Here is a 26,523-nt window from a genome sequence, read left to right as displayed (position 1 = left end):
TACACGCTTTTATATGTTTCTTTATAAACTTCTAAAAAACAGACATAGAAAAAGCCACATCCGGAAACTAAAAGGTTCCTAGACGTAGCCATCAGTTCATTTAATTCAATTTACTTCTTTAACTACCCCAATAACCTGTCCATCAATACAGAAATATTTACTACTTGTTATAAGTGGTTCATAACTAGAGGTTCCAAGAGAAAAGATAACAATCTTAAATTTATTTTAATTTATCGATATTAACACATCATTATAAATTATCCAAAGTGCTAAACTTGTTAACTAACTATCACTACAAATGGAGTGCGCACCTTTTTAAAAATTAATATGCTCTACTACACAAATAATCATTTTTCCATATTAATAAAATTCTTAACACTAACTTTCGCCTTTTTGTTAGATACTACATAAGCACTACCATGCCTAATGCGCTCTTGTGCCTTTAATTTCTTTTTAGCACTCCATTTTATTAAATCTGTACTTGTAGTAAAATAATAGACTCCTGCGTCATTTTCAAAGCTATCACCATATAAATAAAATTTTTTATTATATTTAATAATCGAAATACCTTCTGTGTTAGATAATGGTTCAATACTATTGCTAATTTTTTTATACTTTCCTGTTATTCTATTACTTTTCCATAATTCTATTTTTTTATCATATTCATTTTTAATGAACATATAGTATTCGCCTTTATGTTTAATCATACTTGGATCAATTTTATTACCGTTGTCTAATTTTAAAGGTTTTGGTGTTGAAAACTTTAAACTCTTAATATCGAGACATTCCGTAATATATGGTTTAAACTTTGGTATGCTTTTTCCTTTAATATCTTTAATATCAGCACCTTCGCGATTAGAAAGCAAAACATAAAGTTTATTGCCGTCTACAAAAAATTCTGGAGCCCATATCTTATTGTAATCAGATTGATATAAATTTAAGTCAATTTCTTCTGTAGTCCAATTAATTAAATCTTTTGACTTTGAAATTTTAAAATCTTGCGGATTATATCCTGTATAAGCAATTAAAAACCATCCTCCGAAAAAAGTAATTGACGGATCACGTAAATTAGCAAGATTTAATTTTTTTTTATTAATCTTATTGATTCTTTCTCCATCAGTCGATACATATATTCCAGTATTCGTGTCCGAATTATTCTTAAAAAAAGAATATATTATATACTCATCAGACTTTTTTTTAACATTAGTTGATGTAGCAGCAAATGATTTTTGAGTAAAGTCTACATTTGTTTCTATAGCACTGATTGATAAAACTATCAATATAATATAAATTTTAGCTAATTTAATCATAAATCTATTCCCCCAATCAGTTTTATATAATCATTATTTTCTTCAAAAAAATTAAAGATATAATTTATCTTCTGTATTTTATAAAAGGCTAGATAAACAAATTTATATTATTAGTTAAACCTAACAAAAATGAATTAATTTCTTGCCTAAAATTCCTTAATATTATAAGAAATTAAAATCTTTTCAATTCCATTATGAGTTATCTTTTTTCTAAAAGTTTTCTCAGTTCCTTTTTTTCAGCCTGTACAACTACCTCCGCCGCAAGCAGTCTTAAATTGTCCTTAACTAAAACAATATTTATAGATAGAAATTTTGCTCTTTAAACTCATAATGCTAAAAAATATTAAAGAATATAAAAAATACCTCTTATAAAAAATGTCACACCATTGGGTATATACATTAATCATATAAAGGTACCATTTCATTTAGTAGATACTATGTCATTGCATGGTAGAAACATATAGTTTCTATCTAAGCATTAAGCTGAGATAATATTACCAAACTCAAAAAATATTCTATTAAACTAGAGATTTTTTTCAAAATTTAGGTTTCTATTTAGTCAATTTAGACCTTTATCATATTTTTTAGATCTCAATTCTTCTCGCTGTCTTTCGCTTATCACTTCTGCGTGAGAACTTGTGCTAACTAATGAAAAAACTACTGTTAAAAGAATTACACTTATTATTGATAAAATTATCCACATAAGAACACCTCTTATTTATGTATCTTTTGTTTTTTTTATCTTACCTGTTTTTATTTTCTTATAAACATTTAAAACTCAATAGAGTTATATATACTTAGCATATTTTTATTAATCACAACATTTGACCTAGATTCGAATTAATAATCTGTAACTTAATAGTAAAAGCTCCACTCTCTATAAATTAGAAAGTGGAGCTTTGATAAAGCTTTTATTAAAATTTTATATCACTTATCATTTCATGAACTTTCGAAATTTCCTCTTTAGATATAATTAAATAATAGATGCTATTTAACATGTTGCCATCACCTTTTATCCTATAACTGGTTACATTTTTTCGTACATCTGCATGGTTAATTAAAAGATTTTTCATATCATTAAAATCCGTATTTGTTGACATGCTCGCCCCTAGCACTGCAAGCATCTCATTTGTTTTACTGACAGATTTTACACTTGCACTCTTTGTTAGAATTGCTTCAATAATCTGTCGTTGACGCTTTGTCCGTCCAAAATCACCATCGGGATCTAGATGGTGCATCCGGACATAGCCCATAGATTTCGAACCATCTAGCGCAATTTTCCCCTGTTTATTATGAGAATTCTTTTTATAATATCCTTCGTCATACCAATCCAGTTCATTATTGACCGTAATTTCGCAAAGCATCAACCATATCAGATAGACCTTCCATATTCACTTCAATGTAATAATCTAAATCGATATCAAGAAGGTTTTCTACAGTAACTATCGACATATCGGTTCCGCCAAAAGCATAAGCATGGTTAATCTTACCTTCATTTCCTTTTCCAACAATAAGCGTCCGTGTATCTCGAGGAATACTAATAATTTGTATTTTGTCATCAGCAGGGTTAATGGATACTACCATTAGAACATCTGAGTGTCCACTGTTTCCTGGGCGCTAATCAACATTCAATAATAACATATTTAATGGCGTTTTCTACCGATCTTTTCCTTTAATTCCTCTGCATCTCTTCATTTATCGTTTGTTTTGTATGAGTATAAATCGAGAATGTATAAGCTCCTACTCCAATAAAAATTAGTAATACTACAGCTAAGCTAATTTTACTCCAAAGGTGTTTAGGTTTTCCTTTTTTAGTAAAACTTTTTTCTTCCATTCCTTAAACCTCAATCCAAATCTTTACTAAAGATTCTATACCTTTGAATTATAAACAAAGGTTTCATTATATCCGTTCACATTATTTTGATGCCAATTCCAAGCATGTTTAACCATCGACTCTAAATCAGAGTATTGAGGTTTCCATTGTAAATTAATTTGCGCTTTTTGAGAAGAAGCGATGAGTATTGCTGGATCTCCTGCTCTTCTCGGTGCAATTTCTGTAGGTATTGAACGGCCTGTTACTTTTTCACATGCATCAACTACTTGTTTTACTGAAAATCCAGTACCATTTCCTAAATTATAAATAGCGCTTTTCTTTTCTTCTCGAAGTTTTTTTACTGCCAAGTAATGAGCTTGCGCTAAGTCTAAAACATGTATATAATCTCGTATGCAAGTCCCATCTTCAGTAGAGTAATCATCCCCAAATATTTTTAAAGAATTACGTTTTCTTAAAGCCACTTGTAAAACAATGGGAATCAAATGAGATTCTGGATTATGATCTTCTCCTATTCTTCCTTCTGGATCAGCACCGGCAGCATTAAAATAGCGAAGGGCGATGGATTTTAAACCATATGCTTCATCACTCCACTTCAATAGTTTCTCAATTGCTAGTTTTGTTTCACCATATGGATTAGTAGGGACTGTAGCATCTTCTTCTTTTATAGGAATTGATTTCGGTTCACCATACGTAGCTGCTGTAGAAGAAAAAACAATATTTTTCACATTGTATTCGGCCATCTTTTTAACTAAGTTAAAAGTTCCCATTACATTATTTTCATAGTACTTTAAAGGATTGGTAACACTTTCACCTACTAAAGAACTTGCTGCAAAATGAATAACAGAATCAATAGAGTTCTCAATGAATATCTTATCTAGTAATTCAGAGTTATGTATTTTCCCTTCGTAGCACACAGTTCCTTCAATCGCTTTTTTATGGCCAGTAGAAAAATCGTCAAGTACAATTACTTTTTCTCCCTGCTCTGTTAGGTAAAGTACTGTGTGGCTACCGATATATCCAGCACCGCCGGTTACTAAGATAGTCATCTTTTATCTCCTCTTTTCGTCTTTTAACAAACCATTAATATCAAAATAAATATTTTCTACTTTCCACACTAATTTGTAAATGCTTATAAATATAATTACTATCAGTTATTAATATCGGAATACGCGAAATACTATACTAATAAATTTTCTAGAAATATTTATATACTTTCAGCTTAAAAACTTTCGATACCATTACATAGCCTATGAGATTTACAAGAACCATTGACAGCATTGTCGAAAAAGCAGCACCATCAACTCCATATTTCGGTATCAGCATATAGTTTAAAATTATATTTATTGAAAATGCGGTTAAGTTAGCATATATATGGAATTTTGGTCTTCCAGTCATAGCTAACATTAGCCAAACACTCCCTACTGCAACATTGATAAATTGACCAAAAGATCGCATAATTAATGCACTTTTACCTTCAATAAATTCTGGCCCAAATAGAGAAAGAGCAATTGGACTTCCTAATAATAGAGTTGTAAAAAAAATTAAAGATATCAGACCTAATATACGAGTAGACTTTACATATAAATTTCTTAATTCTTCTAATTTGTTGGTATGGAAGAGATTTGATATTTGAGGACCAAATACTGTATCAAATATAACTAAAACCATGAAAAGTATATTTGCTACTTGTATTGCTATTTGATAGATACCCACATTTTCCATGTTGGTCATATTCCCTAGCATAATTATATCTACTCTATCCATCGCCACGCCCATAACTGCTGCAAGTACTAAGGATAAAGAATACGATAAGTACTGTTTATCATAAGCTACTTTTCCAAAAATATGTCTATTTTGTAAAAAGTAAAGAAAATTAGACAATAAGTATGAAAAATATACACCAACTACAATACCAACGAAATTTTTTCCAAATATGAAATAGAATGAAATTATTATGAGTATTCTTATTACTAATGAAAGAAAACCATTAATATAGTAATACTTTTTTAAATTGCCATTTGCTCTATAAATTCCGAAAAATATTTGCTCTACAGATACTAACCAAATTAAAGGCAACATTACTCTAACAAAATGATCCCAAATAAAAAACATAGATATTAATACGAGAATAAAAGAAACTGCAGCATTAACTAAAAAGCTAAAGCTAATATATTTGTTTCCGCTTTTTGGAATGTAATATACTAAACTGTTATCAAATCCTGCTTTTGCAAATATCATCAGTAGAGTAATAATTGAGAAAGCATAAGTGTATTGACCAAATAATTCTGCTCCGTATAAACGGGTACAAACTAATGAAAAAACCATAGTAAATAATATGAACGAAACTTTTCCAAAAAATGATTCTACTAACTTTGCTTTAAAATCACTTCTGTTTATATTTTTAGCTTTTAATATATTTATCAAACTGTTACTTCCTTTTTATATCCTAACTTGGAGAATTGTTTTCTAATCGTAGCTTAAAAATTTCCAAGTCAAATATTTCATCTATATCCACATCAAACTCTCTTGCCATTATATAAGCTAGGCTATTATCATTTAAGCTAGTATCATAATTGAAATTTTCATTGATTTTATTTATATATACAGATCCATTAACCTTATAAATTTTCGAAAAATCTTGCCTTCTAACAGTGCTCTTTATTTCTAATAGATTGTTTGCTCTATTCTTTTCATCGATAGTTCTCATTAATATGGGATGTTCATTAACTTCTGAAACACTTACAAGACTGTCGGCATCTACCTCGACTATCTTCTCAATAGCTTCATCTATATGCCAACTTTTTCTTAAAGGTTGAGTAGGTTGTAATAAGACTATATAGTCATATTTTCTTCCTTCTTTTTCTAGTTTTCTCAAAGTATAGATAAGGGCATCTATCGTTCTAGAAGTATCTGCTGCTAACTCTATAGGTCGTAGAAAGGGTACTTCTGCTCCGCACTCTAATGCTACTTTTTTTATAGCTTCATCTTCTGTAGATACAACAATAGCATCAAGATATTTTGATTTTAACGCCTCATCTATGGAATATTTTATCAAGGGTTTCCCTACAACTTGAATAATATTTTTATTTGGGATTCCTTTACTTCCACCGCGCGCAGGAATAATTGCTAATAATTTTTTGTTTTGATACAAAATCATCACACCTTATAATAAACATCTCTAAATGTTTTTTGTATATCAATATTACTCCCAAGTATTTTTTCTATTATTTCTATGAATTTTTCATCGCTTCTGCCGTCTCCAAAATTAACCGGAAAATATTGTATTCCGTTAAGTTGTTGAATAGCATTTAATATTTGATTCTTTTCTTCCTTAACATGCACGATATTTCCTTCTTCTTCGATACTGTATCTGCCTTTCTGTCTAGTACCTAAATCAATTGAAGGAATTCCATATAAACCTGTTTCCCTTATACCTGCACTTGAATTCCCTATTATAAAGTCGCTATTTTTTAATAAAGTTAGAAAGTACTCAAATCTCATGGAAGGGAATACTTTAAAACGTTCATTGTTAATAATTCTTTCGTATTCTTTCAATATTATCGAACTTCCAGAGTCATTATTTGGGTAAATCACAACATAGTTTTTGTTCGACTCAATCAATGCATCAATAATTTCCTTTGAGTTGTTTGAAAGTTCTTCTACCTGAGTAGTCACAGGATGATACATAAGAATACCATATTCATCGTATGGTATTTCATATCTTTCTTTTACCTTTTCAATATCTGGCAGGGTATCAGACACCATAATGTCCATGTCTGGAGACCCTATTACATAAATACTTTCTTGATCTTCACCTAATTGAACTACTCTATTTTTAGCTTCTTCATTACTTACAAAATGAATATGGGAAAACTTTGTAATAGCATGTCTAATAGATTCGTCAATTGTTCCAGATACTTCTCCACCCTCTATATGAGCGACTTTAATGTTGTTGAAAGCTCCCACAATTGCACCAGCAAGTGCTTCTAATCTATCACCATGTATCACTATCAAGTCAGGTTTATGCTCATGAACATAATTGCTTAATCCTAAAACTGTATTACTTAAAGCAATATCCATAGTAGAATTGTAACTTTGATTTATAAAATGATAAGTATTTTTAAAGCCATCTTTTTCTATCTCTTTCCATGTAGAACCGTATTTAGATAGCATATGCATCCCGGTTACAAAGATATTAAGTTCCAAAACTTCGCTTTTCGCAACTTGCTTCATAAGCGATTTTATTTTTCCATAATCTGCACGGGTGCCTGTTAGAAACAATACTTTTTTCATAACTACTTCACTCACTTTGCTATGTCAGCCCATTTTAAATGTTCATCATTTACTATATCAACCAAAACTTTCTTACCTATAATTGAGTTAAAATGCTCTGCTTTAATTTCACCCGTTCCAGGTCTCTTTGCCCAAATGTTCTTTTCGCTTAAAACGTCTCCTGCTTTAATATCTTTGATTGCAACGATAGTTGAAAATGCAAAATCACTAGTTACTTTTTCTTCAGCAGCGGCCTCTTTCTTTCCGCCTCTCATTTCTGCAATCTCAGCACTTCCTTTGATTAGTTCTGACAATGCTTTAGGATCCATTGAGCAAACTATGTCCGGTCCCGGGCGATCCATTGAATCTGTAAAATGCCGCTCTAAAACAGACGCACCTAGAGCCGTTGCAGCTAAACATGCATTGTTGTTTACCGTATGATCTGATAATCCTATAACTGCATTAGGAAAAGCAGATTGCAATTCTTGCATTCCACCTAATCTCACTAGCGACGCTGGAGTAGGGTAAACGTTTGTGCAGTGTAACAAACAATACTGAACATTGTATTTTTCTAATATATCAACTGTCTTTTGAACACTTTGAATATCGTTCATTCCTGTTGATACAATCATTGGCTTTCCATAAGATGCTATAAGTTCAATTAAAGGATAGTTATTGCATTCTCCTGATCCAATCTTGTAAGCAGAAACACCCATTCTTTCTAACCTTTCAGCTGCTGCTCTTGAAAATGGTGTACTTAAGAAAATCATTCCTTTGGCTTCTACATAATTTTTTAAAGCTGTTTCATCTTCTTCGTCCAAAGCACATCTAGCCATAACTTCATAGATTGATACATCGGTATTTCCTGGAATTACACTTTTTGCATCTTTACTCATTTCATCTTCCACTACATGGGTTTGATGCTTAATAATTTCTGCCCCCGCTCCATAAGCAGCGTCAACCATTTTTTTTGCTAGCTCTAAGTTGCCTTCATGGTTTATTCCAATTTCAGCAATTACTACTGGCTTATATTCTTCGCCAATTTTTCGTTCTGCAATTTCTATATATGCTTTACTCATTTATATTTCCCCTTTTAAAAAATTCACTATTAGTATTTATTCTTTCATCAGCTTCTATTGTGTCGATTGCGCTTGTGCAAATTCCGATTGCTTTATTGAATTTTAGATTCAATAAAGCAAAAATTTCACTAGGAAATTCACCATCTAATTCAATTACATTTTCGAGATTATAATTTGTTTTCTCTCTAGGGTGCTTTTTTATAATCATAGAGTATTCGTTTTTATAGCGATCAATTATTTCTTGATATAAGCCTATTTTCACTTTTTCACTTAAGTATCCATCTTCTGATAAAGGTTGGCTTAATACTATAATGGAATTTTTTTTATTTTTCAAACTTGCTATAGCATTAGTCGATCTAGTTGACAAAAAGACATTTAATATTTTGTTTTTTAATTCTTGGTCTAACTTATTCATAAGATTATTTAGATCTAACAGAGTGAGTTTTGGTTTAAGAAAATCCGGATATTTACTAGGGTATTGAACTAGTATACTTTTTAATTTTTTGTCTTTATAGAAATTTGTTTTTACTCCATAAACAAATTTCTTTACCATAATTTTAATAATTCTAGGCTTTTTATATTGGTGGAGATTTGATCCATCTTCGACTAGATGCAATTGTTTCGATTTGGTATATATAAAATTTGTAATTGTATATAAAGAATATGGATTCCAAGGAAAAATATATACCGTACTTGTTTTTATTACTTTTTTCAATTTAATATATTCAAACTTGTCTATTATTCCTTCTATCAGCATCCATTCCTTTATTTTGTCTCTTTTTCTAATATATACTTCTACAACATTTTCTAGTTCTAAAAGCTTTTCTTTATACTTGTTAAAGTTTTTTTCAGAAAGACTATCATGTGTAGTTAAATAGAATATACCTTTTTCATTTTTCGAATTAAGCAAACATATACTTACAAATATATGATAAGGCGTGGAACATACAAATAAATTCATTTTATTTCCTCGTTTTACTTATTTGATTTAATTTTTACTAATATTACTAGTTCTAACATGTTTCTTCGTTAAATTTTTAGTTATTATAGAATGAACAGCTAGAATAGTTATTATCAAGATAACTTCCAAAGAAAAAAATTTATTAAAGTCTGATTGTAATAAAACATTGTTACAAATTAATAATAATCTAGTATATAAAATAGTAGGAATAATTCTATATAATTGAATATTTTTTATTAATTTATTAATTACAAAAAAGTATATTATTCCAGAAATTATGGAAAAAAGTATCAAACCTAACCCTTTGAAATAATAATATATTGTTGCTTGAGTAGAATAGGCATATCTACTATTTTTTAAATTTACTTTTTGCACAAATACATCATATGGAGTTGTAAGTTTCATAATCTTATAGATTCCAGAATTATACAGGTCATTTTTGTCAGTTTTTATTCTAAAAAAAGTATTAAATTCTTCTGAAATTTCTTGAAGGTTATTTTCTTTTCCTTTTTCTACTCCGTAGGTAGCCCACCACAATTGCCCTTGTTGAGCTAATCTCATTTTGATGTATTCATTGTTTTCGCTATAGTTTCTCTCATATACTATAAAACTTTGGAGAGATACTATAATTATTAAAAGAAGGATTCCTCCAATACTTGCTATAATTATTTTGTTAACAACTTTTTTTGAAACGTACCATATAAATGGCAAAAATATTATATAACCTAAGCTTAGAAAAATAGAAAATTTATGACCTATCCAAAATAGGTAAGTAAAAATCATGAAAAGGAAAATCAATACTTTTTTATCTTTTGTATGAAAATAATATAACCCTATAAGCCCAGAAAAATATAGTATCGAATTAGAAATTTTATCCCATATCCCTAAATATTGATCTTTATATAAAAACCGATCAAGCTTAACTTCAAAGAAAGGTGTATCTATCACCCGACTAAACATGAATAAAAATAGAATAAGAAATATCCATATAAGTATTTGCAGAAATTGAGATTTTTCAATCCTAAAGTTTTTGTATTGAATTATAGATTTTTTTATAAAATTACTCTCTTTTTTCTTTGAATCTAAAAATCTTAGGGTTTCAATAAAAAAAACATGAGCTAAAATAATCATCAAAAAGGAGTTATTATTAAAAGAATATGTTCTTAATTCGGATAAGTAAAAATAATCTGTTTCAATCAAGAAAATTCCTATTATATTTGAACCAATGTAAAAAATTATATAAATATATCTGAGCATAAAATTTCTATTAAAGATAAAAACATTAATTATATAAGATAAAAATATAATTAAAACAATATAATGATTTAAATAGTCAAAGCTTATATAAAAAAATTCTAAAATAAGAAACAAAAGCATATGAGTAAAGCCATATTGGTATTTCATAAATCAGCTTACCTTTCGAGCTAAAAATTTATAAATTTTATCTCCCCATTTTATTCCTTCTAAACTTAAAATCTTTAATTTGCTAATTTTCAACCCCTTTTTATGTATCCAAACATTAAATAATCTTTCGCTCATAAAACCAAATATTCGTTTCTGATATGCATCATAAGTAGTTAAATCAGTTCTTTTTTCTAACTCAAATAATATCGTAAACAACCATTCGCAATAAGAATCAAAGTCACTTTTTTTCATTACAAACATATTGTATAAATGAAGTTTTTTTCCACTCATTACTTCATTAAAGCTGTTTAAGTAATCTGGATAAAGTTTTTCAATAATATTTTGAGTCTCTTGTAAATCTTTTATATGATGAGCATTTTTATAATGAGACCATATCGTTTCAATATAGTAATTTCTTTGCGAAGGGAGTAAAATTTCACTATTCCCCATTAATTCTTTAATTTCTTGTTCATTTAGAATCGAATTAAAATTGTCAAATTCTGTTTTAGATTTTCTTTTCGCTTTTTTGGTAGTAAAATATCTTCTATAATGGCACAAACCAATATAATCACAATCTAAATTTTTCCAAGCCCAGTAAAGTCCTGTTAACTCACAATAACTTTGATTTTTTATAGAGATATTATCTCCCGTGTTATCCCCTTGGTACCCTAAGTCTTCTTTTCCTTCTCGTCCCACATGTAAAGGTAAATAAATATCATTATCAGGCATTTTATACTTCTTATGGGTAGCTACTAAAATTTTAATATTATTCATTTTTCTTGAATTCCTTTTCTACTTGAGTTAAAGCAGCTCCAATAATTTGATGCATATCGTAATACTTGTATGTAGCTAATCTTCCGCCAAATATTACATCATCTTCATTGTCCGCTAATTCTTTATACTTCTTATAAAGTTGGCTATTTTTTTCGTCATTGATAGGATAGTATGATTCTTTTCCTTTTTCCCATTCTGACGGATATTCTTTTGTCACAATGGTTGTATCTTGAGTGCCAAATTCAAAATGTTTATGTTCGATGATTCTCGTATAAGGAGTCTCTCGATCCGTGTAGTTTACTACAGCATTTCCTTGGTAATTTGGAATTTCCATCTTTTCCGTTTCAAAAGTTAAACTTCTATATTCTAATTCCCCAAACTGGTAATTAAAATACTCATCAATCATTCCAGTAAATATAATCTTCTGAGCGATATTTTCAAAGTTTGTTCGATCCTCAAAAAAATCTGTTTCTAATCTTACTTCCACACCTTGAAACATTTTTTCGATAATAGCTGTATAGCCACCTATCGGTATTCCTTGATATTTATCATTGAAATAATTATTATCGTAAGTGAATCTTACAGGTAGTCTTTTTATAATAAAATCGGGTAATTCTGCTGCAGCTCTTCCCCATTGTTTTTCTGTATATCCCTTAATAAGTTTTTCATAAATATCAGTTCCTACAAGAGAGATGGCTTGTTCTTCTAAATTTTTCGGTTCTTTTATTCCACTTGCATTCTTCTGTTTTTCTATTTTTTCTTTAGCCTCTTCTGGAGTTATAACGCCCCATAGCTTATTAAAAGTATTCATGTTAAAAGGAAGATTGTAAATTTCACCTTTGTAATTTGCAACCGGGGAATTTGTATACCGATTGAATTCTACAAACCCATTTACGTAATCCCATATTTCTTTACTGTTGGTATGAAATATATGTGCCCCGTATTTATGTATGTTTATTCCATCTACCTTTTCAGTATATACATTTCCACCAATGTGAGATCTTTTATCTATTACCAGACAAGTTTTACCGCGTTTAGAAGCTTCGTAAGCAAATACCGCTCCATATAATCCTGCACCCACAATCAAATAATCATAAGTTTTATTGTTAGTCATTATAATCCTCTATTCTAATTTATATAGATTTCACGTCTTAAATTTAAAAACTTATATAAGATTTCACTTCTAAAGTCTTTGCTATTAATAAGCCCCTTTTCTCAACAATACTTGAACAACTGTTTTAAATAAAATAGTTAAATCTAGTATCAGCGACTGGTTATACATATAGTGAAGCTCAACATCAACACGTTCAGGATAATTAACTTCGCTTCTTCCACAAGTCTGCCAGTATCCAGTTATACCTGGCTTTACAGAGAGAAATAAATCCTTTTTATCTCGATATTCATTTAATTCAATTTGGACGATTGGTCTTGGTCCAACTAGACTCATTTCCCCTTTAAGAACATTTAAAAATTGTGGAAGCTCATCTAAGCTAGTTTTACGAATAAATCTTCCAAAAGAAGTGATTCTTGGATCTTCGTCTGGTTCAAGTTTATAACTGTTTGCTACATACTTGTCGTATAGCTCTTTATCTTCCTTCAAAACTTCTTCAGCATTCCGGATCATCGAGCGAAATTTATAAATACCAAATTGCTTTCCATTTTGCCCAATACGTTGTTGTTTAAAAAATAAAGGCCCACGATTACTACCTATTAAATAAAAAGGAATTAACGGAATTAAAAACAATAGCAATATGAATAAACCGACTATCGCTCCTAAAATATCTATTGTTCTTTTTATGAGTTTATAACTACTTTTTATAGCAATGGTTTCATCTTGATTTATTGCTGTGTTGTATATTAATTCTTCTTGACCTCTCAATTGGTATTCCTCCTTTTAGCTCTTATACCATCTCTTTAGTAAATTGATTTTTCAATTGCATAATGTACTGTATTAAATCTTCTTTTAGTTCTGGATGTTCCAACGCAAATTCAATTGTCGTTTTTACAAATCCAAACTTTTCTCCAACATCATATCGCTTCCCTTCAAAATCATAAGCGAAGACGTTTTGAAGTTCATTTAACTTTTGAATTGCATCGGTTAATTGAATTTCCCCACCTGCTCCAACCTCTTGTTTTTCTAAAAGGTCAAAAATTTCAGGAGTTAAAATATAGCGGCCCATAATAGCTAAATTTGATGGTGCAGTACCTAATGCCGGCTTTTCAACAAATTCGTTAACTTGGTAAAGTCTGTCTAGAGATTTTCTAGGATCGATAATCCCATAACGATTCGTGTCTTCATCAGGAACTTGCTGAACTCCAATAACGGAAGTTTGAGTAGCATCATATTGTTCAATTAATTGTTTTAAACAAGGTTTATCAGCTTGAACAATATCATCCCCAAGTAAAACAGCGAACGGTTCATTCCCTATGAATTTACGTGCACTCCATACCGCATGGCCAAGGCCTTTTGCTTCCTTTTGTCTGATATAGTGAATTTCAACTTTAGATGATTGAGCCACTTTTTCCAAAAGATCGAGTTTCCCTTTTTCAAGAAGATTCGCTTCCAGTTCAAAATTGTTATCGAAGTGATCTTCGATAGCACGTTTCCCTTTACCTGTAACGATAATAATGTCTTCAATCCCTGAAGCAATCGCTTCTTCTACAATATATTGGATTGTCGGTTTATCGACGATCGGCAACATCTCTTTCGGCATTGCTTTTGTAGCCGGCAGAAAACGTGTTCCTAGTCCTGCTGCTGGTATAATAGCTTTAGTTACTTTTTTCATTTTTCTTCCTCCTATAAATATAATTTCACTAGCCTTTATATAAGTAAATATACTTACATCAATAAAGGTATATAGATTCTATTTTATACTAAATATTGGAATAAAAATTCATAAAAAAAATCGATGCAAATTGTCTTAAACAATCAGCGAATCGACTTTTTAATAAGAATTTGATTAGGTAAAAAGACTAATCTTCTAAACCCAAACGTTACTTATACCCTGTTCGTCGTCTTCTAAACTCATTCTAACATACTATTTATGGGAATTGATATAGTTTTTTTATCAATATTATACTTTTTTTAACGAAATAGCATAAAACGCTTTCATACTGAATTTACTAATAAATTGACAAACAATTTAATTAAAAACCTTCCACCATTTGGACTTTCGCACTGTTTGAGGTTCCAGTACATGCAAGTTTTCGTTTAATAAAATACGGTCATTGTTTTCTAACATAATATCAATGATTTCATGGTAGTTCTTCTTCTCTAAGTAGTCCAAGCCTTCATTAAAAAGAAACGGTCTAGTTGTCAAGTTATGGATGTCCGAGCCGTATACGTGGATAAGATTGGCATCAATCAAGTCCATTGCGGTCCGCTGAATCGCTTTACCAAAACCACCCGCTACGGATCCTGCTGTTACTTGTGCCAATGCACCGTGAAGCAATAATTTACGCAGCCGTTCCGGTTTTTCAATAATTCCTTGGTTACGTTCCGGATGCGCGATAATCGGCACGTAATTGCTCGTAATCAACTGCTGAATAATTTGAATCGTGTATGCAGGAACTCCTGAAGACGGAAGTTCGAGTAAAACGTATTGAGAACCGGCAAGCGTTAACGCTTCACCTGTTTTCAAACGTTCAGGTAGTTTTTCAGATAGGCGGCATTCCTGCCCGCTGTAAATTTTTATCGGCAATCCTTGTTCCGATATGTATGCATTCGTTCTTTCCAATTGATTGTTTAGTGCTGTTAAGTCGGTTTTGAAGTTCGGATGATAGGCATGCGGCGTGGCGATAATGCCAGTAATTTGTTCTTTTACCGCTGTTTCAAGCATTTTTCGGGTCTGCTCCATCGTTTCAGCACCGTCATCCAACCCGGCCAGTATATGTGAATGTGTATCGATCATGTCGCTTCCTCCTTACGGCATTTAAAAAGAGCAAAAAGGAAATCCTTTTTACTCAGTTGTGCCATAATACTGATAATAGTGACTATCTTTGGCCAATTCGTAATTATTCAAGACAGCGCCAATGATTTTGCTGTTGGAGGCAGTGATGGCCTCTTTCGCTTTTAACGCCATTTCTTTCTCTGTATTTCCTGAATTGACGACCAATACGGTTCCATCACATTTGTTGGCAATAATTTGGCCGTCTGTTACAGAAAGAACAGGTGGTGCATCAAAGATGATAAGATCATACTTTTCTTTTAGTTGTTTGATTAACAAGTCCATTGATTTTGACGCTAAAAGTTCCGCGGGGTTTGGGGGAATCGGTCCACATGTCAAAAGGTCCAGTCGTTCAACTGCCGTTGGTCGGATAGCTTCTTCTGCCGCCGCTTGGCGAGTCAAGATGCTTGAAAGGCCGATTGTATTCCCCATATGAAATGTGTAATGCGTTGTCGGTTTGCGCATATCGCCATCAACTAGCAAAACCCTTTTTCCTTCTTGGGCGAAGACTACAGCTAAATTTGCGGAAGTTGTCGACTTGCCTTCTGATGGTGCCGCCGAAGTGACGACCATCGTCCGGATGTCGCTATCCGGTGAAGAGAAGGTAATATTTGTCCGAAGTGTCCGGAATTGTTCAGCTACGTATGATTTTGGTGTTGTAAACGCAATGAGTTTACGAGCAGTTTGCTGCAATACTTTTTTCTGTCTAGCCATCGTTTAACCCGCTCTCCTTCTGGAAGATGTTGCTGCTTTTTCAGTTAACTCTGCTTTTTCCTGGATTGGCGAGATAACTCCAAGCAATGGAATCCCTAAAATGTCTTCGATATCTTGGTCAATTTTCATTGTTGTATCTAAATAGTCAAGCAAGCACGCTATCCCTACCCCGAGCATCAAACCGATAACGGCTGCAATTGCCATATTCATCATTGGATTCGGCGCAACAGGTGCTAAATCTTCTTTTAATACTGCAGGAGACAGGATCGATACGTTATCGACGCTCATGAGTTCCTGGATTTCTTCTTGGAAGACGTTAGCCGTTGTGTTCGCGATATCTACAGCAACTTGTGGGTCCGGATCTTGCACAGACACGTTAACAACTTGAGATTCTTCCGCTGTCGCAACGGTGATTTTTTCAGTAAGTTCTTCTGTTGTTAGTCCGAGATTCAGCCGCTCTTCTACTTGGTCTAAAATAGCCGGACTTTTAATGATGACGCTATATGTGTTAATCAATTGCAAATCGGCTTGGATGTTTTGGTTGATCATTTGAGCAGCATCTGTTTTTTCCTGGTTAACGAGAATTTGTGTGGATGTTTCGTAGATTGGCGTCAAAAACAAATATGATACAGCGCCGGCAATGGTAATAGCCAAAATTGTCAGCAAAGCAATCATTCCAAGGCGCTTTTTCAACGTTTTGAGTAAATCTTGTAAACTGATGGTTTCTTCCATGTACGTGGTGGCTCCTTTAATGGTCTTTTTAAATAGCTTTAGCTAGTATAGCACAATGTTTTCCCTTTGGAACTTCCATTTTTAAAAAGTTTTATAGGCTAATAGATTTAATTATGATATGTTATGGGATAGAAATGATGAATTTACGGAAGGAGTTTAGTAAGGAATTGAGAAAATTAGGCGTGTTTTTGCTCATCATTGCATGCATTGCAATATTAGGATTCAGTTACATAACATGGAAAGACAAGTTGGCATCTGCTAGCACAAAGCAGGCGGATGCTGCTCCTCTTATAGAAGAAAAAGAGGAAATGGAGGAAACTCCGGACTCGATTGAGGAAGTCATAACGAAGGATCAACTAGAAAATTTGATAACTGGTATGGATGATTCAGTTCAAGAAATTTTCTTGGACCGATTTGAGAGGGATGAGAAAGTTCAATTGTTAATTGCCGGGTCTGAAGCAATGGATGCGGGCGAGCCGGGGTACGGGGAAACTCTAGAAGCAGCAATTGAAGAAGCTTACGCGGGATTTGTTGAAGTGGACCGAGTTCCTTTTAATGGGACTTCCGCTGAGTTTATGGAGGAAGACATTGATTTGTCTAGCGGATACGATGTAGTACTCCTTGAGCCGTTTACGTTAAATAATAACGGCTTGGTTGAAATCGAAGTGGAACATGAACATATCTTGGCATTTTATAACCAAATTCAAAGTAAAGTGAGTGATACGGTCTTGCTGCTGCAGCCTCCTCAACCGATTTTCGGTGCCGGGTTTTACTTGACTCAAGTAAACGCTTTGGAAGAATTTGCTCTTTTAAGCAATATTGTGTATATTAATCACTGGTCTGCTTGGCCTGGTACTACCGATCCAGCACTCCAGGATTATTTAACTGAAGAAGGAAATCCGAACGACACTGGCGCACTGACTTGGACAAATGAATTAGAAGGCTATTTTATAGCTGAATAACGGGGGAAAGATTGATGGAACAAAGCAGAAAAAAGGCCAAGAAGAAAATTTGGCCTTGGGTTGTTGGAATATTGGGATTGCTTGCTGTAGGGATTGGCATTTACGTATTTATGGTTTTCAACAGTTTATCAAATACATTAGAAGAAATGCACGAACCGATTGACCGTGAAGTCTCGGAAAAACGGACGGAAGAAGTCGTGTTTGAGGATAAAGATCCATTCTCTGTCCTCCTGCTTGGCGTTGATGAGCGCGAAGGCGATCAAGGACGTTCGGATACAATGGTCGTCATGACAGTTAACCCAACAGAAAAATCGACGAAAATGGTTTCCATACCGCGTGATACGTATACGGAAATTGTCGGACATGGCACGACAGATAAAATCAACCACGCGTATGCATTTGGCGGCATTGAAATGTCACTTGCAACAGCCGAGAATTTATTGGATATCCCGATTGACTATGTGGTGCAGGTAAACATGGAAGGGTTCCAAGATATCGTCGATGCAGTCGGTGGTGTGGATGTGAATAATTCACTGGCATTTGATGACTTTGCAACTGGCAATATCCACCTGACTGGCGAGCAGGCGTTAGCGTTTGTCCGTATGAGATATGAGGATCCACGCGGCGATTTCGGCCGTCAAGACCGCCAGAAGCAAGTGCTTCAAGGCATCATGCGCGAAGGCGCATCGGTTAACAGTTTGGTCAATTTCAAAGATATCTTTGGTGCGCTTGGCGACAACGTTCGCACGAACATGACATTTGATGAAATGGTTGACGTGCAAGCTAATTACCGGGACGCAGTCGGCACAGTCGATCAGATTATTGTAAAAGAAGGTTACGGCGAAACAATCAACGGCATTTGGTACTACATGATGGATGATGCTGAGTTGACCGAAATCCAAAGTACGTTAAAGAACCACTTAGGAGTATAAAAAAACCGCGTTCTCGGTTGAGAACGCGGTTTTTTGCGACTTGGTTTTAATTGGCAGCTACTATGGCTAATTTTTTAAACCAGAACTTTTTTTTTAATGTCGTCTAGTTTAAGTGGTTTTAACCCATAGTGGTTTACAAAATGCATGAATACCTGACGTGGAATGCCGAGTTGTTTGGCGCTCACGGATGGCCCTTGCTCATTTGTAATATAGAGTGTGGTTAAAATCTCTTTCAAGTCTTGGTTGTACTTCTTTTCAACTTTGTCTTTATAGGATTTGTAATTTCCCATGGCCCATTCAACCTTCTTCCCTTATAAGATTTCTTTCTGTCTGTTATTCTATTTCCAGTATATAGGTATAATGACGTTTTGACTAGTCTAAAATACACATTATTTTAATATATTCTATAGATTTTTTATAAAAACATAAAAACCAGAGACGTGTCGTGCCTTTTTTCCTATCCCAATTGATTGGCTTTTTGATTTTAATAAACTGAAAATTTGTACACCAGGACACTAGGTTTTATTTCTTTTTACCGAGGGATTCTAGTAAGTATCGCTGTCCTGCTTGCTGCTCCAGTCATTTTCGTCTAAGTGGCCGAGTATTTGTTCGATTTCTTCCTGAGACATCGGGTTGTTCAGCCAGTCCGTAAGGAGACTATCGACTGTGTGCATCGGAATCGAGAAGCCGATGGAATTGCCGTCTGTGTATTGGATCGAGTTGATGGCGATGACTTTCCCGGTTGCGGCGTCGACAAGCGGACCGCCGCTCGAGCCGGGTGCGAGCTGGGCGTCGATCTGGTACATGTCCTTATAGATGAAGTTGTGTTCGAAGTCGCGGCCCGTTCCGGTGACGTAGCCGATGGAAGCCGAGTTTTCAAAACCGGACGGGCTGCCGAAGGCGATGACTTCTGTGCCGACTGCTGTTTGGTTTGCCTCCACTTCGATCGGCGCGTTGCCGGCATAGGCTTCCGCTAGGACAAGCGCTACGTCGTCTACGACTGAAATACCGATGACTCGTCCCGGTTGCTCTTCCCCTTCTGCGCTGCGCACGATCAACCTGTCGTTACTGGCAACTACGTGGGCATTAGTGACGAGTATGCCGCTATCGGTGAACAGGAAACCAGTGCCGGACGTTTCGTCTGTTTTGATCGTGAAGACTTTGTTCCGGGTTTCTTCGATCAGATTGATTTTTTCATTGGCATTTTCTGTTTGAGGGGCTGCTTCCGTTTTTGGCGCCGGTTCTTGGCCGTGTGTCTCTTTGGTGCTGGCGGTCGCTTCTATGGTCGCGGGCTGTGCGGCTTCCTCTTCGTTAAGCTGGGCGACGGAGAATCCTGCCCCGATGAGCATGAAGGATAGGACAATTGCGTGCAGTTTGTTGCGTTTTCGTTGCTTAAGAATCCGGGTGATTCGATCCATTGGTCGGCCGCAGTCTATGCAAAATCGCGCTGCCTCTTTGTTTTTGTATCCACAATTGGAACAAAACATAGCGGTCTCCTCCTACTGGACTTAGTTATAGATCGTATACCCGTTTATATACTAATAATTCTGAATTATAAATCTATTTTATAGATGTATTTTTATACGAAAAACCTATTCCACTTTCCAATAGAACTGCTTTTGAAAAGCGTATGGAATTGAAAGGACTAATAAGCTGGTTATTTCTTCTAAGATAGGGGTGGCGTTTTATAAGAGGATCGAATGAAATTGCCAAATGGAGGGGCGGCATTTGCTGGAGCAGCACTTTCGGACTTGCTTGATCAAAACAGTTATAAACAATAAAAGGAAGTGATCTTTAAAAAGACCACTTCCTTTTACATTATTTTTTAGGTGTCGTTATTTTTGGAGAAAGTACGGGTTTTTCCGTACTATATGACTGGGAATCGGATTCATCTATTCCGTAAAAGTACTGATTGCCCAACTGGTCTTCATATTGGACAGTATAATACAAATCATAAGTAGACTTCTTAGTATAGGTTATTTGATTGGTTCCTGTGGCTAATTTGTAGACAGCCTCATCCTCTACCGTATAACTATAGTAATCGTCATATACATACAAAGTCATTGTAATCGGTTCTTTCACGTCTATCGTCAAATTAAGTTTTGTATTTTCCCAATAATAGTAGCTTGACGGAGTAAAGGAATATTTATGAGATGTAAGCCAAGCAGGATTTTCCTCATTTGTAATTTTCCCTTTGGCCGTCGTTTCATTTCCTGCTGAATTTTCAGCTTTGACTACATAATAATATAACTCGCCTTCCCAATATGCACGATATCCATCATCATCATAACCGTCCCAGTTGAAATGATTGATGCCGGCTTTGCGGGATGTTGTTTCGACTGTCCGTACTTTGTAGTTGCTGCTGTCATAGATTTCAACCGTTACAGTTGCATCATGCGATAATTTATAATACACATCGCTGCCATAATTATAGCCATAGAAATTCACGACCGAAGGGTACGAAATTTCCACGGCTTCCAATGCCGCTGCAACAGTCACTGTCATGTTTCCAGTATAGGAAGTTGTGTTTTTGTATTTATCGACTGCAGTAATTGTGTATTGGTATATTCCATCTGCAAGAAGATTCCCCTCTTGGTCTTTGCCATCCCAGACAAATGTGTTTGCTCCGGCATTTTTAGAGATGCCAGATTCTATTGTCCGGACAACTTGTCCATCTTTCAATAGTTGAACGGTCACCGATGCAGACTTGCTTAAATTATAGTTGAAGGAGGCAGTTCCTTCCGTCTTATAAGTGACGTCCTTCGTTGAAGTAATGACTGGTTTTTGCCAGTTTTCCAAAGAAAATACTTTCGACTTTGCCACTAGCACATTCCCTGCAACATCTTTAACTTCCGTTTGATACATATAGTTGCCCTCGGCAACAAACTTGCTTTGATCATTTTTTCCGTCCCATTCAAGTGTGGCTGCACCTGCATTGAACGTTTGTTTATTAGTCAATCGTTTTACTTTTACCCCTTTATCAGTTGTCACATAAGTGGTCATAGTGACTTTTTCTTTAAGGGTAACTTTCAGTGCAGATTTTGAAGTCCCATCCAGTTTGAATGGAGACGCTAAAATTTCGAGTTGGGAAGTCGGTTTAGTGGTATCAGTCTTTATGGACACTTTGGCATTGGATGCCTTGATCTTATTTGCGCCAATTCCTGATACGACCAGTTTGTACGTACCGTCTTTCACTCTGGCCCCTTTACTGTTAGTCCCATTCCATTCTATTTTGTTCGTTTTGCCTGTTACGGTTTTATCGCTAAATATAGTTTTGACTAAAGTATTGTTGCTATCATAAATTTTAGCGGTAATGCTTGTTGTTTGGTTAACATCATACGAAAGTGTCAGCTTGCTCGATACTGCCGGCGAATATAGGACCGATGAGTCGATTTTAATAGTCGGCTTCACTTTGTTTGTAAGTTTAACTGTTTTCTTCTTGTACACGTTTTCTTTGCCGTTTGTCAATTTGGCAACAACGGTATAGGAGGCTGAAGGTGCGTATAACCCATTGTCCCGCTTGCCATCCCAAGTTGCAGTAACCTTTCCGCCATTCCACTTTTTCGGGTTAACCAACTTCTTAATCGTCGTCCCTTTAGAGTTTTGGACGTAAACAGATACCGTGGTCCCTTTTTGTGCAGTGAAGCTGATTCCGCTCTTATTTGTCCCATATGTTGTAAAAGTGGAAGAGGCCGAAATGTCGGACATAGGTGCTGACGTTTTTTTCAGGGCCTTCAAGGCATCTACCCGGCCATATCCATAAAAATAATCCCATCCCTCGCTTCCTAAATCAGCGGCTGATCCAGTAAGGATATTTTCAACTTGATCCGGGCTTAACAATGGATTCTTCGATAAGACCAATGCAGCTACTCCCGCTACCACTGGCGATGCCATTGACGTTCCACTCATATTCATATAAGAACTTCCTGATACCGAAGAATAGATATCTTGCCCTGGTGCGGCTAAATCAATATGAGAGCCATAATTTGAAAACCCGGTTATTCTGTCACTGCTGTTAGTGGCGCTTACTCCGATAACAGAGGGCAACGATGCAGGATATGTAAGTGTGGATGTATCATCATTCCCAGCCGCCGCTACAATAGTAACCCCTTTACTTTTCGCATAAGTTGTTGCAACATCTTGCACGTAACTATAGTTATAACCGCCAAGACTCATATTGATGACATTAGCGCCTTTGTCAGCTGCATAGATAATGCCCACAGCAACGTCATAGGCATATGCCCCTCCTGATGTTTGGAATACATTGACCGGCATAATTTTCACATTTGGAGCAACGCCCGCGACTCCTTTTTTATTGATCGAAGCGGCGATAATGCCAGCTACATGTGTTCCATGCGGTTGAGCAGAAAAAGTAGTTCCGCCTGTCACAGCATTATATGGAGAAACAATCTTTCCTTTTAAATCCGGATGGCTCACTTGAACGCCGTTATCAATAACAGCAACTGTAATAGCGCTCGATCCTTTTGTTGTATCCCAAGCTTTCGGCATTTGGATCTTAGGCAAATGCCATTGTTTTTTATAGCCTGAATCGCTCGGTACATAAGCACTTTCAACTTCATAGTTCGGCTGTACGAACTCGATAATCTTTTGTTCAAGCAACTTATCGGCGGCAACGACAAGTTGAGTACCTTTCGGAACCGAAACGAGAGAAAATTCGCCATTCAACATACTCGAAACTTCCGTTCCTTCAATTAGGCTTAAAACTTTCTTCTTCTCCGCCACAGTTGCTCCTGCTTTAAACTTCACAATCAATTCATTGTAGTTATATTCCTTGTTATCATCAAACATGGTAACCGTATCATTTTTAGAAATCTTCGGCTCAACTAACACTTTATCTGCTAAAGCACTAGTTGAAAAAATGAAAAAGGACACCAAAAAACTGATGATTATTAAAAAAGAAAATTTCACTTTCATATTTCAACAACCCTTCGAATACCTCTTATGTTTTTTTAGTACTGTTCAACGCTCAACCTAAAAAATTCAAAATTCCTCTAATCTGTTTCTTTACCTATTATTACTATCAATAGGGTAAATATATTCTAATAACCCCCTTCTAATAACCTCTTTAATAACCATTATTGCCCATTATTGAGAAAATAGATAGTATTTTTTGTCCGATAAAAATACTATTTATATGTCTTTGATACCAGAAGCAACTAATCATTTTAATCCTATTAATATGAGGGCTTATAATGCGCTTTTTTAATGTTGGTAGTTACAGTTCAGGAGCAAAAATCTTATTTATCTTTTATTGTGACCCCTAATTATCTGCAAGTTGTAACTTTCTTTTCCCTTCATAGCTATTTTGATCATTATTGCAAAAAAAAAATAGCCATTCACTCCGAAAGTGAATGGCTATCTTCCTTATCTACTTATTCAACTTCCAAAATAAACTTAGCGAACCCGTCAGTAGCTGGTGCCAAGTATTTGATGCCGCTGTCTGCCGGGATCACGTCTTGGGCTTTTGGCGAGCTTTCGAATGTGAGTGTTGCGTCGCCGCCGATTGGCGCGAAGTTCCAGTTGCCGTCAGCGGATGGGTTTATCGTGCCGGTTTCCAGCATGTAGTCCATGATGGCTTGGCGGTTTTCGTACGCAAAGTCGATGGCTTCAGAGGCGTTGCGGACGCCCGGGAAGTTGCCGCTCGCGCGGTAGTTGTTTGTAGCAACCAAAAATTCCTGCTTGTCTGCTACCGGTGTTCCGTTATACGTAAGGTTCTTGATGCGGTTTGCCCCTTCGTTTACCAAGTTGCCGTCTACATCGTATTTCGCTGGCTGGGTTACATCGATATCATACGTGACCCCGTCAATGACGTCAAAGTTGTATGTGCGGAAGTCGTTGTTGATCAATGCTTGTTCGCCTGCCGCTGCCGGGTTGATCTGGTTGAATTGCCCCGCTGACATTTCAAGCCATTCTTTCACGTCTGCTCCAGTCATTTTCAAGGCAAATACAGTGTTGTCGAAAACGTAAAGGTCTGCGACGTTTTTGATGGCGATGCTGCCTGCTGCGATATCTGTGTAATACTCAGCGCCGTTGCGTGAGCCTGCTTTGAACGGAGCGGCCGCAGTCAGGAGCGGCAAATCAGCGTTGGCTGTTCCTGCGACTTTCTCTTCAACAAACCACTTTTGTGCGTTGTTGACGATTTGGACAGATGGATCATCTTTCACTAATGAGAAATAGCTGTTGATCGGCGCAGATGTTTCGCCGACCGGCTGGCGGACATAATTGATTGTCGCTTCATGCGCTTCTTTTACCGCATTGACAACTTCTTCAGCCACGTCGTTGCTCTTTGTGTCGATGGCGCGAAGTTCCGCTTCCTCTTCAACAACAGTCCATTCTTTCCCTTTTGGCATCAGCGTCAAGTCGATTACGCCCAAATGGCTGCCGAACTTGCCTGGCATCACGACTGGCGTTCCGTTGATCGTTCCTTGTTCTTGGTCGACGTTCGGCAAGTCACTATATGCTCCCGGGAACTGTTCGTGATTGTGGCCGGTGATGATGGCGTCGATTTCTTCAACTTCGGAAAGCTGATACGTGACGTTTTCTTCGCCGACTTCATGGACGGCATCGCCCATGCCTGAGTGGGAAAGGACAACAACCACGTCAGCGCCCGCTTTTTTCACTTCCGGCAAGAACTTCTTGACGGATTCCACAGCGTCTTTCGCGACCACTTTGCCTTCTAAGTTCACGCGGTCCCATTTCATGATCTGCGGCGCAACGACTCCGATAACCCCGACTTGGATCGTCTGTTTTTTGCCTTTGTTGTCGACCACTTCTTTGTCGATGATTGTGTAAGGCGTAAAGCGGTTTTTGCCTGTTTCCGCGTCGTAGACGTTGGCATTCAATACCGGGAACGGTGCGTCATCCAGTGTTTCGTCCAAGTAATCGAGGCCGAAGTTGAATTCATGGTTTCCGAGCGTTGATGCGTCAAAATCCAGCGACTGGAGCGCCGCGTATGCCGGATGCAATTCGCCATCTTCCAATTTGTCGACAGTCGCTTTGTAGCCGCCAAGCGGTGTTCCTTGGATCAAGTCGCCGTTGTCGAACAGCAGCGAGTTTTTGCTTTCTGTGCGTGCCTGCTTTATAAGAACCCCGGTTTTTGCTAATCCGAGGCTATTTGAGATTTTATCCTGGTAATAATCATAGTTCACGAAATTTGTGTGTATATCGGATGTGCCGAGAATGCGAAGCGATACTTCCTGTTTTTCGAGACCTTTACCCGGGTTGTCCACTGCATTTTTTGCTGCGAGTGCCGTTGTGTCCGCTGTTACTAAACCGCTTACCGCGAGAACCACTGCTGAAGCAGTCATCGCCGCTTTCTTCTGAATCGACATTGTTTCATCTCCCTAAAAGTGATTTGTCCAACGCTTTCATTATATATAGAATTTATTGAATAATTGCTTTTTGTAATTAAGATGTAATAATTAAATGTTTTCTTAATTGTTTTTACAATTCATTTCCCGGGAAATGAATTTCGAATTGTCAGATTTTATTTCCTGGGAAATATCAGTTGGAATCACCTTTTCGAAGGTTGGGATGCGTGTATGGACGAGTTGCGACTTTCTAAGTTCCAGTTCCCACATA

23 protein-coding genes are annotated in these 26,523 nt (G+C 35.6%); 2 read left to right on the top strand and 21 right to left on the bottom strand.

Annotated elements, in window-relative coordinates; genetic code table 11:
• Positions 1-347: 347 nt before the first annotated feature.
• The 17 genes from FQV30_RS04220 to FQV30_RS04145 form a co-directional block, all read right to left on the bottom strand.
• Positions 348-1,310 carry a family 43 glycosylhydrolase gene (locus FQV30_RS04220; RefSeq protein WP_146498877.1) on the bottom strand — a complete coding sequence of 321 codons (963 nt, stop codon included), beginning with the start codon at positions 1,308-1,310 and terminating at the stop codon, positions 348-350.
• 914 nt (positions 1,311-2,224) lie between these two features.
• A complete protein-coding gene (locus tag FQV30_RS18320; protein WP_370512366.1) occupies positions 2,225-2,674 on the bottom strand; it encodes an LCP family glycopolymer transferase in 450 nt (149 codons plus the stop codon).
• Entirely contained in the window at positions 2,649-2,894 is a 246-nt protein-coding gene (locus FQV30_RS18315; RefSeq protein WP_370512354.1) for an LCP family glycopolymer transferase, read from the bottom strand. The genes FQV30_RS18320 and FQV30_RS18315 overlap by 26 nt, the downstream gene beginning before the upstream one ends.
• Before the next feature lie 285 nt (positions 2,895-3,179).
• Entirely contained in the window at positions 3,180-4,190 is a 1,011-nt protein-coding gene (gene galE / locus FQV30_RS04210; RefSeq protein WP_146498876.1) for a UDP-glucose 4-epimerase GalE, read from the bottom strand.
• A gap of 148 nt (positions 4,191-4,338) precedes the next feature.
• A complete protein-coding gene (locus FQV30_RS04205; RefSeq protein ID WP_146498875.1) occupies positions 4,339-5,568 on the bottom strand; it encodes a flippase in 1,230 nt (409 codons plus the stop codon).
• 22 nt (positions 5,569-5,590) lie between these two features.
• A complete protein-coding gene (locus tag FQV30_RS04200) occupies positions 5,591-6,295 on the bottom strand; it encodes an acylneuraminate cytidylyltransferase family protein (protein ID WP_146498874.1) in 705 nt (234 codons plus the stop codon).
• A gap of 5 nt (positions 6,296-6,300) precedes the next feature.
• A complete protein-coding gene (neuC, locus tag FQV30_RS04195) occupies positions 6,301-7,437 on the bottom strand; it encodes a UDP-N-acetylglucosamine 2-epimerase (protein WP_146498873.1) in 1,137 nt (378 codons plus the stop codon).
• Between the two features lie 11 nt (positions 7,438-7,448).
• On the bottom strand, positions 7,449-8,495 hold the full coding sequence (locus FQV30_RS04190) for an N-acetylneuraminate synthase family protein (protein WP_146498872.1): 1,047 nt from the start codon (positions 8,493-8,495) through the stop codon (positions 7,449-7,451).
• Entirely contained in the window at positions 8,488-9,456 is a 969-nt protein-coding gene (locus FQV30_RS04185; RefSeq protein ID WP_146498871.1) for a polysialyltransferase family glycosyltransferase, read from the bottom strand. The genes FQV30_RS04190 and FQV30_RS04185 overlap by 8 nt, the downstream gene beginning before the upstream one ends.
• 27 nt (positions 9,457-9,483) lie before the next feature.
• Positions 9,484-10,860, bottom strand: coding sequence for a DUF6418 domain-containing protein (locus FQV30_RS04180; protein ID WP_146498870.1), 1,377 nt, complete (start codon positions 10,858-10,860; stop codon positions 9,484-9,486).
• Positions 10,861-10,863: 3 nt separating this feature from the next.
• On the bottom strand, positions 10,864-11,634 hold the full coding sequence (locus FQV30_RS04175) for a DUF4422 domain-containing protein (RefSeq protein ID WP_146498869.1): 771 nt from the start codon (positions 11,632-11,634) through the stop codon (positions 10,864-10,866).
• A complete protein-coding gene (gene glf, locus FQV30_RS04170; RefSeq protein WP_146498868.1) occupies positions 11,627-12,748 on the bottom strand; it encodes a UDP-galactopyranose mutase in 1,122 nt (373 codons plus the stop codon). The genes FQV30_RS04175 and glf overlap by 8 nt, the downstream gene beginning before the upstream one ends.
• A gap of 84 nt (positions 12,749-12,832) precedes the next feature.
• Entirely contained in the window at positions 12,833-13,477 is a 645-nt protein-coding gene (locus FQV30_RS04165; RefSeq protein ID WP_255473358.1) for a sugar transferase, read from the bottom strand.
• Between the two features lie 58 nt (positions 13,478-13,535).
• A complete protein-coding gene (galU, locus tag FQV30_RS04160) occupies positions 13,536-14,420 on the bottom strand; it encodes a UTP--glucose-1-phosphate uridylyltransferase GalU (RefSeq protein WP_146498866.1) in 885 nt (294 codons plus the stop codon).
• Between the two features lie 357 nt (positions 14,421-14,777).
• Positions 14,778-15,545 carry a tyrosine-protein phosphatase gene (locus FQV30_RS04155; protein ID WP_146498865.1) on the bottom strand — a complete coding sequence of 256 codons (768 nt, stop codon included), beginning with the start codon at positions 15,543-15,545 and terminating at the stop codon, positions 14,778-14,780.
• A 48-nt stretch (positions 15,546-15,593) separates the two neighbouring features.
• Complete coding sequence (locus FQV30_RS04150; RefSeq protein WP_146498864.1) at positions 15,594-16,295, bottom strand: CpsD/CapB family tyrosine-protein kinase; 702 nt, start codon at positions 16,293-16,295, stop codon at positions 15,594-15,596.
• Between the two features lie 3 nt (positions 16,296-16,298).
• Positions 16,299-17,027, bottom strand: coding sequence for a YveK family protein (locus FQV30_RS04145; protein ID WP_146498863.1), 729 nt, complete (start codon positions 17,025-17,027; stop codon positions 16,299-16,301).
• A 167-nt stretch (positions 17,028-17,194) separates the two neighbouring features.
• On the opposite strand from FQV30_RS04145, the gene FQV30_RS04140 reads away from it, so the two are divergent.
• A complete protein-coding gene (locus FQV30_RS04140) occupies positions 17,195-17,989 on the top strand; it encodes an SGNH/GDSL hydrolase family protein (RefSeq protein WP_255473300.1) in 795 nt (264 codons plus the stop codon).
• Positions 17,990-18,003: 14 nt separating this feature from the next.
• Positions 18,004-18,921 carry a polyisoprenyl-teichoic acid--peptidoglycan teichoic acid transferase TagU gene (tagU, locus tag FQV30_RS04135; protein WP_146498861.1) on the top strand — a complete coding sequence of 306 codons (918 nt, stop codon included), beginning with the start codon at positions 18,004-18,006 and terminating at the stop codon, positions 18,919-18,921.
• A gap of 74 nt (positions 18,922-18,995) precedes the next feature.
• Here the strand turns inward: tagU and FQV30_RS04130 are convergent, their stop codons facing one another.
• The 4 genes from FQV30_RS04130 to FQV30_RS04115 all read right to left on the bottom strand — a co-directional run bounded on the left by FQV30_RS04130 (position 18,996) and on the right by FQV30_RS04115 (position 26,273).
• Positions 18,996-19,211 (bottom strand): hypothetical protein, encoded by a 216-nt coding sequence (locus FQV30_RS04130; protein ID WP_146498860.1) that lies wholly within the window; start codon positions 19,209-19,211, stop codon positions 18,996-18,998.
• A gap of 255 nt (positions 19,212-19,466) precedes the next feature.
• On the bottom strand, positions 19,467-20,408 hold the full coding sequence (locus FQV30_RS04125; protein ID WP_146499565.1) for a trypsin-like peptidase domain-containing protein: 942 nt from the start codon (positions 20,406-20,408) through the stop codon (positions 19,467-19,469).
• A gap of 331 nt (positions 20,409-20,739) precedes the next feature.
• Positions 20,740-23,730 (bottom strand): S8 family serine peptidase, encoded by a 2,991-nt coding sequence (locus tag FQV30_RS04120; protein WP_483312750.1) that lies wholly within the window; start codon positions 23,728-23,730, stop codon positions 20,740-20,742.
• A 584-nt stretch (positions 23,731-24,314) separates the two neighbouring features.
• Entirely contained in the window at positions 24,315-26,273 is a 1,959-nt protein-coding gene (locus FQV30_RS04115) for a bifunctional 2',3'-cyclic-nucleotide 2'-phosphodiesterase/3'-nucleotidase (RefSeq protein ID WP_146498858.1), read from the bottom strand.
• Positions 26,274-26,523: the final 250 nt, after the last annotated feature.

Origin of the sequence: Planomicrobium sp. CPCC 101110 (assembly GCF_007859395.1) — a bacterium.
Taxonomy (GTDB): domain Bacteria; phylum Bacillota; class Bacilli; order Bacillales_A; family Planococcaceae; genus Planococcus.
This window is presented reverse-complemented; position numbering and strand designations above follow the sequence as displayed.